The organism is Myxococcus sp. AB025B (genome assembly GCF_006518215.1).
GTDB classification, from domain to species: Bacteria; Myxococcota; Myxococcia; order Myxococcales; family Myxococcaceae; genus Myxococcus; species Myxococcus fulvus.
Genome location: NZ_SRLW01000095.1, coordinates 1 through 14,989, shown reverse-complemented (window position 1 = coordinate 14,989; position 14,989 = coordinate 1). Strand labels below are relative to the sequence as shown.

General features: G+C 64.2%; 9 protein-coding genes. 7 read left to right on the top strand and 2 right to left on the bottom strand.

Annotated features, from left to right (window positions below):
- Positions 1 to 139: 139 nt before the first annotated feature.
- Positions 140 to 1,828, bottom strand: coding sequence for a hypothetical protein (locus tag FL311_RS17785; protein ID WP_141326342.1), 1,689 nt, complete (start codon positions 1,826 to 1,828; stop codon positions 140 to 142).
- Between the two features lie 142 nt (positions 1,829 to 1,970).
- Here FL311_RS17785 and FL311_RS17780 point away from each other — a divergent pair, with 142 nt between their 5' ends.
- From FL311_RS17780 to FL311_RS17750, 7 genes are all read left to right on the top strand, one after another.
- Complete coding sequence (locus tag FL311_RS17780) at positions 1,971 to 3,476, top strand: sigma-54-dependent Fis family transcriptional regulator (protein WP_141326340.1); 1,506 nt, start codon at positions 1,971 to 1,973, stop codon at positions 3,474 to 3,476.
- A 52-nt stretch (positions 3,477 to 3,528) separates the two neighbouring features.
- Positions 3,529 to 6,942 carry a DEAD/DEAH box helicase family protein gene (locus tag FL311_RS17775; RefSeq protein WP_141326338.1) on the top strand — a complete coding sequence of 1,138 codons (3,414 nt, stop codon included), beginning with the start codon at positions 3,529 to 3,531 and terminating at the stop codon, positions 6,940 to 6,942.
- Positions 6,939 to 8,447 carry a class I SAM-dependent DNA methyltransferase gene (locus FL311_RS17770; RefSeq protein ID WP_141326336.1) on the top strand — a complete coding sequence of 503 codons (1,509 nt, stop codon included), beginning with the start codon at positions 6,939 to 6,941 and terminating at the stop codon, positions 8,445 to 8,447. Before FL311_RS17775 ends, FL311_RS17770 begins: the two co-directional genes overlap by 4 nt.
- Positions 8,444 to 9,661, top strand: a complete 1,218-nt coding sequence (locus FL311_RS17765; RefSeq protein WP_141326334.1) for a restriction endonuclease subunit S — start codon at positions 8,444 to 8,446, stop codon at positions 9,659 to 9,661. The genes FL311_RS17770 and FL311_RS17765 overlap by 4 nt, the downstream gene beginning before the upstream one ends.
- A complete protein-coding gene (locus FL311_RS17760; RefSeq protein WP_141326332.1) occupies positions 9,655 to 11,370 on the top strand; it encodes an AAA family ATPase in 1,716 nt (571 codons plus the stop codon). The genes FL311_RS17765 and FL311_RS17760 overlap by 7 nt, the downstream gene beginning before the upstream one ends.
- Positions 11,367 to 12,308 (top strand): hypothetical protein, encoded by a 942-nt coding sequence (locus tag FL311_RS17755; RefSeq protein ID WP_141326330.1) that lies wholly within the window; start codon positions 11,367 to 11,369, stop codon positions 12,306 to 12,308. Before FL311_RS17760 ends, FL311_RS17755 begins: the two co-directional genes overlap by 4 nt.
- 181 nt (positions 12,309 to 12,489) lie before the next feature.
- Positions 12,490 to 13,215, top strand: a complete 726-nt coding sequence (locus FL311_RS17750; RefSeq protein WP_141326328.1) for a hypothetical protein — start codon at positions 12,490 to 12,492, stop codon at positions 13,213 to 13,215.
- A gap of 169 nt (positions 13,216 to 13,384) precedes the next feature.
- Here the strand turns inward: FL311_RS17750 and FL311_RS17745 are convergent, their stop codons facing one another.
- Positions 13,385 to 14,647 carry a hypothetical protein gene (locus FL311_RS17745; RefSeq protein ID WP_141326326.1) on the bottom strand — a complete coding sequence of 421 codons (1,263 nt, stop codon included), beginning with the start codon at positions 14,645 to 14,647 and terminating at the stop codon, positions 13,385 to 13,387.
- Positions 14,648 to 14,989: the final 342 nt, after the last annotated feature.

The window sequence follows — 14,989 nt, the reverse complement described above, 5'->3', positions numbered from 1 at the left end:
CGCCAGGTCGTGAGCTGAGCAGCGGGCGGCATGGACGACGCTCGGTGACGGGCGACGAAGGCACCCGAGTAGCTCGTGGCAACAGAATCGAGGCAGTGGCGCTCGGCATCTGGTCCTCTGTTGCGCCTGCCAGTTCTTCTCACGCCGCTTCGCCACCGCTTGGAAGCGCCAGCATGCCGGCTTCGAACGATCCCTTCGGCAACGTGAGCGGACTCGCCGCCTCGGCAGCCTCGTCGGTCAGTTCCACGTTCAGCGCACGCAGCGTGCTCTGTGCCTTGCGGAGGAGCAGATCGAGCGCCTTCTGGGCCTTGCGGATCTCGTCCCCGAGCCCGTCGACGTTTTTGCGAATGGCGTCGCTGTGCTTCTCCATCTTCTCGAGGCGGTTCAGCTCCCCCTCGATGCGCATCTCGATGTCACGCAGAGCGGCGATGTCGCCGGCATCGCCCGCGGTCTTGGTGCGGGTGACGAGGCCGATGCCGAGCAGGATGGCCGCGTGCAGGTATGCGTCGGTGGTCGGGTCCCGATCGTCCCACACCACGAGGACGTTGTTCCCGTAGCGCGCAAAGCGAGGGAAGACGTCACTCGCGTGCGATCGAGCCATCACGAACACGCCGGCTGCCGCGTCGCGGTTTTTGCGGGCCGCGTCCAGTTCGTCGAGCGCCTTCTGCACGGTGTAGGTCGCGTCACGCTTCGCCTCGAAGACGACGGCGGCACCGGCGAAGGCGCTCTCCTCCGTGAAGCGAACGACGGCGTCGCCCTTCTTGCTCCGGCCGACGCCCGTGCTCGCCCCGGTGGCGTCAAAGACGCACGGCGCGCCCTGGGTAGCTGCGCGAAGGAAGGAGATGACCGCATCCTCGAACACGAGGCCGCCGCGCGTGCTCTTCTGGTCCTGCGCGCGCCTGGTCTCGATGCGCGTGAGCGCCTCGCGAACCTCCTTCTCGAACTGCACCTGTCGCTCCTCCTGGCGCTTGGCGAGCACGAACTGGGTGTTGCCTTGCTCCTGCAAGAGCTTGGTCAAGCTCGCCTTCAAGATCGCCATCGGCGAGGAGGGCGTGTCGGGGTTCACCGCCGCGAGTACTTCCTGGCGCGCGCCGTGGGTCTCCCGCACCAGCCGGCTCAGAAGGGAGTTCTCGTCATTGGCGTCGAGCGCAGCCAGTGCGGCGGCGAGCTGCTTCTGCCGGTCTTCGTCTGCGCCCTTCAGCTCGTCGCGCAAGCTCTTGAGGAAGCGGGCGACCGCGCCGTCCTCGGCGAGCGGATCGAGCGCGCGCACCAGCGCCGCATGGCTCTCGCCCATCACTGCGCGGAGCTGGGCCTCAAGCACCTTCACGAGGCCCGTGCTGTCAGTGGGACTCAGCTTCTTGAAGAGGGGGCTCGTCTCTCCCACCTGCCTGGCGAGTGCCTCGGCAAGCACGCTGTTTCGCGGGCCGAGGTACTTCTCGAGCAAACGCGCGAGGACGCCCTGGTCATCGACGAATGCCGCGAGCCGCTGGGTGACCTGGCCATCGCTGGGATCAAAGAAGTGCGCGAGCACGGTGCCCATCGTCTGCTGTTGCTGCTCGACGTGGAGCTTCAACTGGCGATCGATGTCGACGAGCAGGGTCGCGCCGACCTCCTTCAGCTTTGACTCCTGCGCTGCCGCGTGCGCGTTGGCGAGCGCGCGCAGGCCGATGGTCCAGGCGTCGTGCGCGAGCTGGTCACGTCCAGCCTCGTCGAGCTCTCCGAACAACGTGATGCTGTCGGGGCGACGGTCGCGGAGATCGAGCGCCACCTCGTCGGCAGCGAAGAGAACGGAGACCTGCAGGGGCTGGATGCGAATCGTGTTTTTCATGGCGAGGCTCCACTGCAGCGACCGGGCCAAGCCGATGGTCGGGTGTTCAGAGTGGGCGTGGCAGCGTGATTTCCATGGGTTGGCGCCTGCGCCGACGATAAGACTCCTTGTCGTAGCGCAAGGCCTCTTGTAGTGTCGCCCGGTGCGCAAGGTCCTCGTCGCTTGGATTGGCAAGACCGATCTCCGAGCACCTACCGAGAGCGAGGCGGTGGGTATTGGTCCGATCGCTCAGGCGCTCACGGGCCGGAGCTTCGACGAGGCTTTCCTGCTCTCGGACTACGACGACAAGGTCGTTCAGCCCTACGTGAAGTGGCTGACGGGACGCTGTTCGACGCGGATCGAGGTGGTGCCGGAAAAGCTGTCGGGCCCCACGCAGTTCGGCGAGATCTACGAGGCCGCCGTCCGCGGCATCGAGCGTGCGCTGGGCGACCGGCTGCGCGAAACGGCCCTCTCGCTCCACCTGAGCCCCGGCACGCCGGCGATGGCGGCCGTGTGGATCATTCTTGGCAAGACCCGCTTCCCGGCCGAGCTGATCGAGTCCTCGCGAGAGCACGGAGTGCGCACCGCCTCGGTTCCCTTCGACATCTCGGCCGAATTCCTGCCCGACCTCCTCCGAGAGCCGGACGAGCGTCTGCGGCTCGTCAGCCCCGGCGAGGCTCCTTTAGCCCCCGAGTTCGCCGACATCGTCCACAAGAGCCGCGTCATGGACCGCCTCATCCAGCGCGCCCGTCGCGTGGCCATCCGCAACGTGCCTGTTCTGATCGAGGGCGAATCAGGCACCGGCAAGGAGCTGCTCGCGCGAGCCATCCACCGCGCGAGCCCGCGCAAGGACCGCCCCTTCATCGCCGTGAACTGCGGCGCCATCCCCGCCGAACTCGTGGAGTCCGAGCTGTTTGGCCACGAGAAGGGCGCCTTCACCGGCGCGACCCAGCAGCGCACAGGACACTTCGAGGCATCCGACGGCGGCACACTCTTTCTAGACGAGCTGGGCGAGCTGCCCGGCCCCGCGCAGGTGAAGCTGCTCCGCACCCTTCAAGAGGGTGAGGTTGTGCGCCTGGGCTCGAGCAAGCCGACGAAGGTCGACGTCCGCATCATTGCCGCGACGAACCGCACCCTCACCGAAGAGATTGCCTCGGGACGTTTTCGAGAAGACCTCTTCTACCGGCTCGCCGTCGCCGTCTTGAAGCTCCCTCCACTCCGCGAGCGCTCCGGCGATCTCGGCATCCTCATCGACCATCTGATGGCTCAGGTGAACCGCGAGGCCGCCGGCGAGCCTGGCTTCAAGGAGAAGAGGATTTCTTCTGGCGCAAGAAATCTTCTTCTCACCCATCCCTGGCCGGGCAACGTCCGCGAGCTGCTGAACACCCTGCGCCGCGCTGCCATCTGGAGCGACGGCGCGGCGATCTCCTCGGAAGACGTGCGCGAGGCCCTCTTGCCCGTTGCCGTCACCACGCGCCCCGAGGTGCTGGGGCGACCGCTCGGATCGGGCTTCAACCTCTCGGAATTGCTGAAGGAGGTCGCGTGCCACTACCTGGGACGCGCGATGGACGAGGCCCACGGCAACAAGACCAAGGCCGCCGAGCTAGTGGGCCTCCCTAGCTACCAGACCTTGACCAACTGGCTCGTGAAATACGAGGTACAGAGCTGATGGCACGGTCGTTGAACAGAGTGTCGGCATGGTCGGCTCCGAGGTCCCGCACATGAAGTCGCATAACTTCGAGTTCCTGCGTCCGCGCCGAGCGGTCCTGGCCGATCTCGCCGGCTTCGCCGAGCGCTACGCCCACGAGGACCCTGCGAGCTCGCTCATCAAGCAGCGAAGCTTCGTCGAGCACGCGGTCACCGCCATCTACGAGCGCTATCGGCTCCGCCCTCCGTTCTCCGATAACCTGAACGACCTGATGACCGCCGAGCCGTTCCGGCAGTCGGTCCCCGAGGTCGTGCAGAACAAACTCCACGCCGTGCGCAAGGCTGGCAATCACGCCGCGCACCCGCGTCGGCCGATCACGAGTCAACTCTCCCTCGAGTGCCTCGCGCAGCTCTTCGACATTGCCCGTTGGTTCCACGTGCAGGTCGATGGAGGCGACCTCAGCGCCGCGCCCAAATACGCGCCGCCGTCGCCCGAGCCCGCAGGTGCCACCAAGACAAAGGACGCGCTCGAGAAGCTCCGGCTCGCCGAGGCGAAGTACGAGTCGGTGCTCGCCGCGCTGGAGGCCGAGACCCAGAAGCGCCTCGCGGCGGAGCGGGCTGCCACGGAACACGCCACCGAGCTCGAGACGCTGAAGGAGGAGGGCCAGAAGGTCGCCTCGTTCCTCCAGTTCAACGAAGAGACGACCCGCCGTCGCCTCATCGACCAGGCCTTGATCGCAGCGGGCTGGAACGTCGGCGCGAGCGGCGCGAACACCGAGCAGGTGCGCCAGGAGGTGCGGCTCACCGGGATGCCGACGCCGACAGGCGAGGGCTTCGCCGATTACCTGCTCTACGGCGATGACGGAAAGCCGCTCGCGGTCATCGAGGCGAAGAAGACCGCGAAGGACGCCCGCGCTGGCGGCGAGCAGGCTCGCATGTATGCGACCTGCCTTGAGAAGGAGACCGGTGTGCGCCCGGTCATCTTCTTCACCAACGGCATCGACGTGTTCCTCTGGGACGATGCGCAGGGCTATCCGTACCGCAAAGTCTACGGCTTCTACTCGAAGGACAGCCTTGAGTACCTGGTGCACCAGCGCGCGAACAAGAGGCCGCTGGCGGCCGTCGAGCCGAACCTCGCCATCGCGAACCGCATGTACCAGCTCGAGGCGGTCAAGCGCGTCTGCGAGCGCTTCGAGGGCAAGTTCCGCAAGTCGCTCGTCGTGCAGGCCACGGGCACCGGCAAGACGCGCGTCGCCATCTCGCTCTGCGACGTTCTCATGCGAGCCGGGTGGGTGAAGCGCATCCTCTTCCTTTGTGACCGGCGCGAGCTGCGCAAGCAGGCGGACCGCGTCTTCAAGGAGTTCATGCCGGGCGAGCCGCGCGTCATCGTCGACGCCAGCACCGCGAACGACCGCGACAAGCGCATCTACCTCGCTACCTACCCGGCGATGATGAAGTGCTTCGAGGACTTCGACGTCGGCTTCTTCGACCTCATCATCGCCGACGAGTCACACCGCAGCATCTACAAGAAGTTCCGCGCGCTCTTTCAGTATTTTGATGCGCTCGAGGTGGGCCTCACGGCGACGCCGGTGCGCTTCATCGAGCGCAACACCTACGAGCTGTTCGGTTGCGAGGACCGCGATCCGACCTCGCACTTCAGCTTCGAAGACGCGATCCAGAGCAAGCCTCCATTCCTCGTGCCTTTCCGCGTGATGGCGGTGAGCACGAAGTTCCGCCGCGACGGCTTCCGCTACAAGGACATGACGGACGAGCAGCAGGCCGAACTCGAAGACCAGGACCCGCAGGCAGCGTCCGTCGACTACGACAGCGAGGATCTCGACAAGTACTTCTTCAACAGAGACACGACGCGCGCCATCTGGCGCTCGCTGATGGACGGCGGCATCCGCGAAGCGACGGGGAGCCACGTCGGAAAGACCATCGTCTTCGCACGCAGCCATGCCCACGCCGTGCACCTCGCCGAGGTCTTCAGCGAGATTTACCCGCAGTACGGCTCGACGTTCTGCCGCGTGATCGATAACCAGGAGCCGAAAGCCGATCAGCTCATCGACGACTTCAAGAACCCTGACAGCGAGCTGACCATCGCGATCTCCGTCGACATGCTCGACACCGGCATCGACGTGCCCGAGGTCGTGAACTTGGTGTTCGCGAAGCCCGTGAAGTCCTACGTGAAGTTCTGGCAGATGATCGGCCGCGGCACGCGATTGCGAAAGGATCTCTTCGGGCCGGGTCGGGACAAGACCGAGTTTCTCATCTTCGACCACTGGCGGAATTTCTGGTTCTTCGACGAGAAGTACAAGGAGACGCAGCCTTCGCCGCAGAAGTCGCTGCTCCAGCACCTGTTCGAGACACGCGTGGAGCTGGCCGCCGTTGCGCTCGACAAGATGGACCAGACCACCTTCGAGGCCGCGGCCGCGCTGATTCTCGGCGACATCCGCGCAGTGCGCGACACGAACGCGATCGACACGCGCGACAAGTGGAAGGAACTCGAGCTGCTCGCCGACGGCGACCGCGTCCACCACTTCGCCGCGGCGACGAAGGCCGACCTACTCTCGATCGTCGCGCCCCTCCAGCACCTACGCAGCATCCGCGGCGACGAAGACGCCTACCGCTTTGATCTGCTCATGACGCGCCTCGAGCTCGAGCTTCTGCGCGGTGGCCCGAGCGCGCCCAAGGTCTTGGACCTGCGCGCCCGCGTCGAAGAGGCAGTCGAGCTGCTCGCCAAGAACCTCGCGCCGGTGAAGGCCAAGGCCGAGGCGATCCAGCAGGTGCGGAGCAAGGACTTCTGGGCAGCCGTCGAGATGCACCACCTTGAGGGGCTGCGTCGTGAGCTGCGCGGAGTCATGAAGTACCAACAGCTCCCGCCCACGACGCGCGTGGCGCCGCAGGTCTTCGACGTCACCGACGATGGTCATCTGGCCGAGACCTACATTCCGAAGCTAGAGGGCCTCGACCTCGTCGAGTACAAGCGACGTGTCGAGTCGGTGCTGCGCGAGCACTTCGCGGAGAACCCGACCTTGCAGCGCATTCGTGCCGGCAAGAGTGTGCGCGACGACGAGCTCGAAGAGCTGGCGCGCCTCGTCCTTGAGGTCGACGACAAGGCCAACGTGAAGCACTTGGCGGGGCACGACCCGGAGACGCGCAGATCGCTCCTTACCGTGTTCCGTGGCTTGGTCGGACTCGATGCTGCGGCTGTCGAGCAGGCGTTCTCGGCGTTCGTCCACAAGCACCCGCGCCTCTCGTCGCAGCAGCTCCGCTTCCTGCAACTGCTGCAGAACCACATCGCTCAGAACGGCGGCATCGAGTTCGAGCGGCTCTACGAGCCACCGTTCACTACCCTCCATGCGGAGAGCATGGACGGTCTCTTCCAAGAGCCCGGAGACGTGGATGAGCTCCTTGCCATCCTCAGCGTCTTCGAGCCCAAGCGCGCCGCGTCGACCGGCCGGCCCCCCGCGAGCCAAGCATCATGAGCACACTGACCACACAGCTGAAGAGCGACATCGACAAGCTCTGGACCGAGTTCTGGACCGGCGGCATCACCAATCCGCTCACCGTCATCGAGCAGATCTCGTTCTTGATGTTCGCGCGCCTCCTCGACGTCATGGAGACCACCGGCGAGCGCAAGGCCGAGCGCCTCAAGAAGCCCTTCAAAGGTCGCTTCACCGGGCCGAATGACCCACGTCGCTGGAAGAACTTCAAGCAGAAGGACGCCGCCGAGATGCTGCGCGTCGTGCGCGACGAGGTCTTCCCGCACTTCCGCAAGCTGAACGGTGGCACGACCTTCGCCGAGTACATGCAGGACGCCCAGCTCATGATCCAGAAGCCGAGCTTGCTCGTCTCGGCGGTGAACATGATCGACAAGCTGCCGATCACCGACGGCGACGCGAAGGGCGATCTCTACGAGTACCTCCTGAGCAAGCTGACGACGGCGGGCATCAACGGCCAGTTCCGCACGCCCCGCCACATCATCCGCTTCATGGTGGAACTGCTCGAGCCGAAGCCGACGGACACCATCGGCGACCCTGCGTGTGGCACGGCGGGCTTCCTCGTCGGCGCGATGCAGTACCTCCTTGAGACGCACACCTCGGCGAAGGGCAGGCTCAATGGTGAAAATGGCGAGACGATCTACACCGGCGACCTGCTTGAGCCGTATCGCGACCACATCCAGAACGGGATGTTCCACGGCTTCGACTTCGACGCGACCATGCTCCGCATCGCGTCGATGAACCTGATGCTCCACGGCGTCGACAACCCCGACATCCACTACCAGGACACGCTGTCGAACTCGTTCCCCGAGAAGTTCCCGAAGCAGGCGACTGGCGGCTTCGACGTCATCCTCGCCAACCCGCCCTTCAAGGGCAGCCTCGACGAGGGCGACGTTCACCCCACGCTGACCCAGACGGTGAAGACGAAGAAGACCGAGTTGCTCTTCATCGCTCTCATCTTGCGCATGCTCAAAAAGGGCGGCCGCAGCGCTACCATCGTGCCCGAAGGCGTGCTCTTTGGCTCGTCGAAGGCGCACACTGCGCTGCGCAAGATGTTGGTGAAGGACAACCAACTCGAGGCGGTCATCTCTCTGCCGAGCGGCGTGTTCAAGCCGTACGCCGGCGTGTCGACGGCCATCCTCGTTTTCACCAAGGGAGGCAAGACCGACAACGTGTTCTTCTACGACGTCGAGGCCGACGGTCTCTCGCTCGACGACAAACGCGATTCGGTAAGCGAGAACGACCTGCCCGATGCGCTCGCGTGCTGGAGGAAGAGGCGCGCGAGGAAGGACACCGACCGGGCCGCGAAGCACTTCATGGTGCCGGTGAAGGAGATCGAGGACAAGGGCTTCGATCTCTCGATAAACCGCTACAAAGAAGCGAAGCACGAAGCGGTCCAGTACGACCCGCCGAAGAAGATCATCGCCAAGCTGCGCGCCCTGGAGGCGGAGATCGCGAAGGACCTGAGCGATCTGGAGGCGATGCTGTGAATTCTCCTGCCTGGCCGACTCTGACTCTCGGTGAACTCACGGAGAGCACGCGCCCGATTTGCTACGGCGTGCTGAAGCCTGGACGCGAAGACCCGAACGGCGTGCCGCTGGTTCGCGTTACCGACATCGTGCTCAACGAGTTCGACTCTCGCGACCTAATTCGGATAGCTCCGGACCTTGACGAAGAGTTCGCAAGAAGTCGTCTGGACGGCGGTGAGGTCTTGATCTCCGTGCAGGGTACGGTCGGACGCGTCGCGATTGTTCCCCAGGCCTTCGCGGGGTCGAATGTGTCTCGGACGATCGCGGTCGTCGCGCCTGACAACCGCGTTGATCGGCGATTTCTCTACTGGTACCTGCGGTGGCTCGGAAGTCGAAGCGCGTTCGAAACGGTTGGAACAACGCGAGACAGCCTGAATATAGCCACGCTTAGGCGAGTGCAGGTCCCGGTTCCAGCTCTTGATGAGCAGCGGCGCATCGCCGACATCCTCGACAAGGCCGACGCCATCAGCCTCAAACGCAAGGAGGCCATCGCCCTCACCGAGGCACTCTTGCGCTCGGCATTTCTGGAGATGTTCGGAGACCCGGTGTCGAACCCGAAGGGGTGGCCGACCGAGACCATCGGTGAGTTGTGTGCCCGCGGTGCTGGACTGGTCGATGGTCCCTTTGGCTCGTCCCTCAAGCCCGAGCACTATGTCGACGCTGGGGTGAAGGTCGTTCGCAACTGGAACATTTATGACGACCGCTTCGACTTCTCGGAGTTTAAGTACGTCACCCCCGCAAAATTCGAGGAGATTCGGCGGAGTGAAGTCCTTCCCGGCGACGTGCTGATCACGACGAAAGGTACCGTCGGCGATGTCTGCGTCGCTCCCGACCTTGGCGGCCCTGCTGTACTTTCCGCAAGTGGAACCGTGAGGTTGCGTGTTCCTCCGGACGACAGTTTTCTGCCTGAGTTCGTCGTCGCGCAGATGACCACGTCAACGTACAAGCGCTACCTGCATACATTCGAGGCCGGGAGCGCCCAGCAATATCTGAACCTCTCGGCAATTCGAAAGATGCGCCTGATTCGGCCACCGGTTGAGGCGCAAGGGGCCTTTCGAGCGTTCAGAGCACGTGTTCGTCATGCGAATGCTGACGCAGCAGTCGCGCACACCGAAAGCGATCATCTCTTTAGCTCTCTTGTCGAACGCGCGTTCTCCGGGGGCCCCGCATGCTGATCTCCCTCGAGATCGAAAACTTCAAGGGCTTCGCCGCCCGTCAGCGCATCGATCTCGCACCGCTGACGCTGCTCTTCGGCGCCAACAGCGCGGGCAAGAGCACCGTCTTGCAGGCACTGCTCTACCTGCATGAGCTGATCGAGCGCGGCTCGGCCGACGTCGATCGCACCGAGCTGGGCGGCAACGTGCTCGAACTCGGCGGGTTTGCCCGGCTCGTGCACCGTCACGAGACCGAGCGCGCCATCGTGCTGCGCGCCGAGTTCGCTACGCCCGGAGCCCTCGAGCGTTTCGGGCGCGACCTCAGCGACTTCCCGTTTCCGGATCTCGACGACCTGATCGAGACTGCTTGGCTGGAACTGGAGGTCCGCTATCGGCGGACTCCGACGTTTCGGGGGGCAATCATTGATAGGGTGACGATCGGCGCCAACGGCATTTCGGAGCCGCTTGTTCGGATGGAGAACGGTGAATCGCTGAGATCCGGAGAGCCGCTCTACGTTCAGATCAACCTCGGCCACCCTGTCGTTGCGACGCTCCGAACGTCGCACCCGCAGCTGTGGCCTGTGCTTGAGGCTGGTCATCCTTGGCAGGATGTTGACGATCTCCTCCAAGAGGAGAGGTACCAATTCGAGACAACCATCGATGAACTCTCGTCGGTCGCGATTTCTCAGGGCTTGCTCGCACGAGCACTTGGGACACCGGCTGAGCTCGCTGACAGAGCTGACCTACGTTGGCGACCGTTCTTTGCGATCGCGCGCTCGCGAACGGGAGCGTTGCCTGGCTTCTCGGAAGCGCTACGAGTGCTGCCCGCGGGGGACATCGAAGGTGACAAAGAGGAGCTCGTTTCGCTTCGCCGCCAGCCTTCCTTCGACGAGAAGCTCGTCGAGGCGCTCGAACAGTCCATCTCCACACGAGAACGTGCTGCACAGCACGTGCGCACGTTCCTCGAGATGGTGGTGCTCGGCACGACGGCGCAGCTCGCGGCGTTCCTGCGCGATGCGCAGTACATCGGCCCCCTGCGGACGATCCCTCCGCGCGGCTTTCTCTACGAGCGCGCGGGGCGCATCACGAGCTGGGCCGATGGCCTCGCCGCCTGGGACCTGCTTCTCGCCGACCGGCTCACGCTCATCGAGCGCACGAACGCCTGGCTCCGGCGCCTCGGGGCGGGCTGCCAGGTCGTCGTCCAGCAGCTCTTCGAAGGCAACGCGGACGCCGAGGAACTCTCGGGCGGCCATGTCGACAAGACCGTGCGCCGGCTGCTCCTCGACACCGGCGCGGGCTCGTTCGTGCTGCCGTCGGAGGTGGGCGCGGGCATCTCGCAGCTCATCCCCGTCGTCGTCGCCGCCATCGAAGGGCGTGGTGGCCTCACGCTCGTCGAGCAGCCCGAGATCCACGTGCACCCTGCCGTGCAGGTGGGGCTGGGCGACCTGCTCATCGAAGCAGCGACCCGCGAGGGCAGCCGACGCACGTTGCTCGTCGAGACCCACAGCGAACACCTCATCTTGAGGCTCTTGCGACGCATCCGAGAGACAACCGAGAAAGAGCTGGCCGAGGACGCGCCTGCGTTCAGCGAGAACAAGCTGAGCGTGCTCTACGTCCAGGCAAACCCGGGAGGAGTTCGTGTGCGCCGCCTTCGTGTCGACGAGCGCGGGGAGTTCGTCGATCGCTGGCCCAAGGGCTTTTTTGCCGAGCGCATGGAGGAACTCTTGTGATTCACGCCTTCGCGCTCGAGCCGGAGGTTGTGGCCACCTGGGGACGCCGCGAGGAGTTCCGCTTCATCCACGATAAGTTCGGGCTCGGCACGCCGCGCGTGTTGCTTGAACTGCCCGCATTCAACAAGTGGAAGAAGGCCGTTTACAACGCCGCCAAGGCACTCGACCTGTCTCAGGAGGACATGAAGCGCATCGAGGAGCTGTTCCGGCTCTTCGGCGAGCACAAGCATCGGCGCGCCGACGCGGTCTACGACGGCATGCTGACGTGGCTCGAGAACGCCGAACGTGAGTGGGCGCGCAGACCCTTCGCCGGCATCGTCGCGTCGCAGAACCCGCGAAACCATGAGGGCGTGCTGGTCCCCGACCAGCTCGGCGCGGGGAGTTCTCGCTGGGCGCGCGAGAGCGGCGCGTCCCCTTCACGTACGCCGAATGACTTGGCGCTTGCCCTCTCGGCGATGGTGACCAACTGCCGTCAACTCCACCTCGTCGATCCGCACTTCGGCCCGGAGAATGCACGTCATCGAATGGTGCTCGAAGCGTTGATGGGCGTCATTGCGGACAATGGGCTGACACTCGACGTCGTCCGGATGCACTGCTCCGAGAAGTCGACGATGGAGTTCTTCGAGCAGGAGGCCGCCAAGATGGCGCCGCGTCTGCCGAGCGGCGTCTCGGTCGAGTTCGTCCGCTGGCGGCAGAAGGCAGGTGGCGACAAGCTGCACAACCGCTACGTGCTGACGGACGTCGGCGGCGTGTCGCTCGGCGTGGGTCTCGATGCTGGCGGTGTGGATGAGACAGACGACCTGCTCCTGCTTCCTCGTGCGCAGTACGCGCTGCGGTGGGGGCAATATGCCGAGGAGAACGGCTCATTCGAGTGCGCGGATCGTCCTGCGATCGTCGTCGGCACGCGGACACGCGCGCCGCATAAGGGCGGTGGGTGATGGCAGTGCCGAGCTTGGACGCGGCGACGCTAGAGACGCTCTGCGGGGTGCTCGGAAACACGGGCGACGGTCTCACCGGCTCCGAAATCGGTGCGCTGCTGCGCCAGTGTCAGAAGGAACGACACGCAGGCCCCGATTCCATGACGGAGTCGGGGCTTTTTCGACGGGTGGAGTGAGTACCGTGACTGACGAACAGGTTCGGGAGGCAACCGCACTCCTTTATGGCCTCAAGCGGGACAGTGTCTGGACTTGGCCCAGGACCTACCGACTACCTTGGCGCGACTGTGTATGGAACTGGGATCTCAACAAGTACCTGCGTGATCCGAAGCTCCTTCGAGGCGTGAAATGGATCCTCTGCCCTGATAATCCGGGCGGACAGGAAAGGAAGCGCCGTCGGTATCTGTGCAGTCGCCGAGTACTGAGTGCCCGCTGGTGGGCCGAACGAACTTTGGGCGCCGACTTCTTTGATGAGTCCGTGATGATTCTGAACAAGACACCGCTGTCGTCGAGAGCCACCAAGGGACTGGCTGCCTTCGATCCGGCTGCCGTTCGTCATACGCAGGTAGCGATGGCTCGCTTGGTGGTAGACTTGTTGGCTTTGACAAGGGCTAATCTTTGGATTCTCGGCGTTACAGGATGCACATGGGAGGAAGGGTGGCCTGAACTTCACATCCCCGAGCCGAACCCGCCGGTGCCAATCGAAAAGGTGGTGCCGTTTTACAGAGCCCTGCGGGACCTGCTGTTAGCCAGAGAGGATCGCGATCAGCTACTCCCGCGGGTGTTTATCACGTACCATTTCTCATGGAACCGGTTCGGTAAATGGAATCGAGCGCACAACGTGGCACTCGATGCTGGTCTTGTTCCCGCACTCCGTCGGTGGCCTATTCGAGAGACATTGTTCCCTTAGTTTGATTGGGGGCATGAAGAGGTTGATGGTTGATACGCGTGTCATGACGTGCCATCGAGATCGGCCTGGAGTCTTTTGAGTCCCAGCTCCTGCTCGTGCCGTCTTGCGGAATGCGCGCCACTGCTTCGCCACAGGTCCGAGGCGGATTCGGGCGGCCGCCGAGGCTGGCTCAAGTGCGAACGCCCCTTTTGGTGTAGCAGTACAGCCCCTTGGCGCCGTCGGTGCCGACGAGGACGAAGCACGGGTTCTCTCCAGTGAGTCGCCCGTTCCAAGTCCTCAGCTCCGTGACGGCCGGCTCAATAATTTCGTCAAGCTTGAGCCCGTTCTCCTCCATCTCCACGAGCCGACGGATGGCGCTCACCTTGGTGTCGCCGTTGAGGTGAAACACTCCCGTGTAGTCCGAGGCCCTCCACACCGAGCTCGGGAAGTGGGGACGGTCGATGACCAGATCGGTATCTGCCAGATGCCGAACCTCGAATCTGACGTATGGTGTCCCATTCGGGCCGCCCGCGCGATCATCGAGCCGCTCGACACCGGGATGCGTGGACAGCCAGAGCCTCAGCTCGGCAATGACCGCGTGCAGGTCCGGGAGAATATCTCTGCTCGGGACGAACGCTCTCGGGCCATCCATCGCTGCACGCTTGGCGCCGACCCGTAGCTTCGGGCGACGCGAATCCTCTGGCTTGGCGGTCTTGGGCCGGACCGCGAAGCGATACGCTGCGGCCTTTCGCCGCCAAGCCACATCCAGCGCGACCCGGCAGCCCGGCCCGAATGCGGCGAAGAGCGGCCCAAGATGCACTGCACCACCAATGTGCTCCGCAATGTAGGAAAGCAGGAGTGACTGCACCTCGGGCAGTTCCGCGAGATCACTGGTCACAACTCCATTCTGGCTGAACTCGACCCGGCTGCGATTGGGCATCGGGAAGCAGTTCACGAGGCTGAGCGTCAGCAGTGCGCGCCGAGCGAGTTGCTCTGGCTCAACTGGAATTGAATTTCGCCCCGAATCGAGCAGGTGCGCGATCTTCATTCCCCAGTCCTTGAGCTGGAGCGGCGCCGGACCCCAGCGGCAGCTGAAACGGGTCGGCTTCCGATTCGGTGGCCACGAGCCCGGGATGAGCCTGCGCGAGAGCAGCTCTTTCAGATCTGCGCTGGGGGCGCCTCTTCGCTGAGCGACGAGCCCCCACAGGCCAGCGAAGGGCTCGTTGTCGGCAGCGTACAGGACGGTCCCGTCACGCCGGACGAACTCAGTGCCTTTGGGTGCACGCCCCGACACCAGCCTGAACGGCACGACGTTATCCGGTTTGGCGAGCTGGTCCGTCAGCCATCGCTGGTATTCGCGGAGCGAGTCCGGCTCGAAATACTCGGTGCAGGCGAAATCAATCCAGTCCAGGAGTGAGCCTTCCCAGCTTTCCAGTTTCACCGACTTTGTCATCCGGTCCTCGTGCAATCTTCGTTGCCGCCGCAATGCTTCTTGTTTGTCGCTCCAACCGTAGCTCGACTGTAGCTATCGGGCCTCGTCCGAGGACAGCACGTCTCCTGTCGGCGACGTCGACGGAAGCCGGAGCTCCACCTTCGGCCTCACCACATTTGCGTGCTCCGGACGATCCCGATCACCTTCTCCGGAGCAAGCCGAACACCCTCTCCGGGGCAAGCCGAACACCGATTCCGGAGCAAGCCGAACACCTGTAGCAGGTTGAAGCAGTGGGGCTGGAGCAGGGCCGAGGACCTCGCGGGCTGAAAGCCGGACCGGAACGTTGACGACGCTGGACAGAGC

Bases quoted from the DNA above. Each gene is read 5' to 3' on its own strand.
- FL311_RS17760 (WP_141326332.1), top strand. From the start codon at position 9,655: ATGCTGATCTCCCTCGAGATCGAAAACTTCAAGGGCTTCGCCGCCCGT.
- FL311_RS17745 (WP_141326326.1), bottom strand. From the start codon at position 14,647: ATGACAAAGTCGGTGAAACTGGAAAGCTGGGAAGGCTCACTCCTGGAC.
- FL311_RS17775 (WP_141326338.1), top strand. From the start codon at position 3,529: ATGAAGTCGCATAACTTCGAGTTCCTGCGTCCGCGCCGAGCGGTCCTG.
- FL311_RS17785 (WP_141326342.1), bottom strand. From the start codon at position 1,828: ATGAAAAACACGATTCGCATCCAGCCCCTGCAGGTCTCCGTTCTCTTC.
- FL311_RS17770 (WP_141326336.1), top strand. From the start codon at position 6,939: ATGAGCACACTGACCACACAGCTGAAGAGCGACATCGACAAGCTCTGG.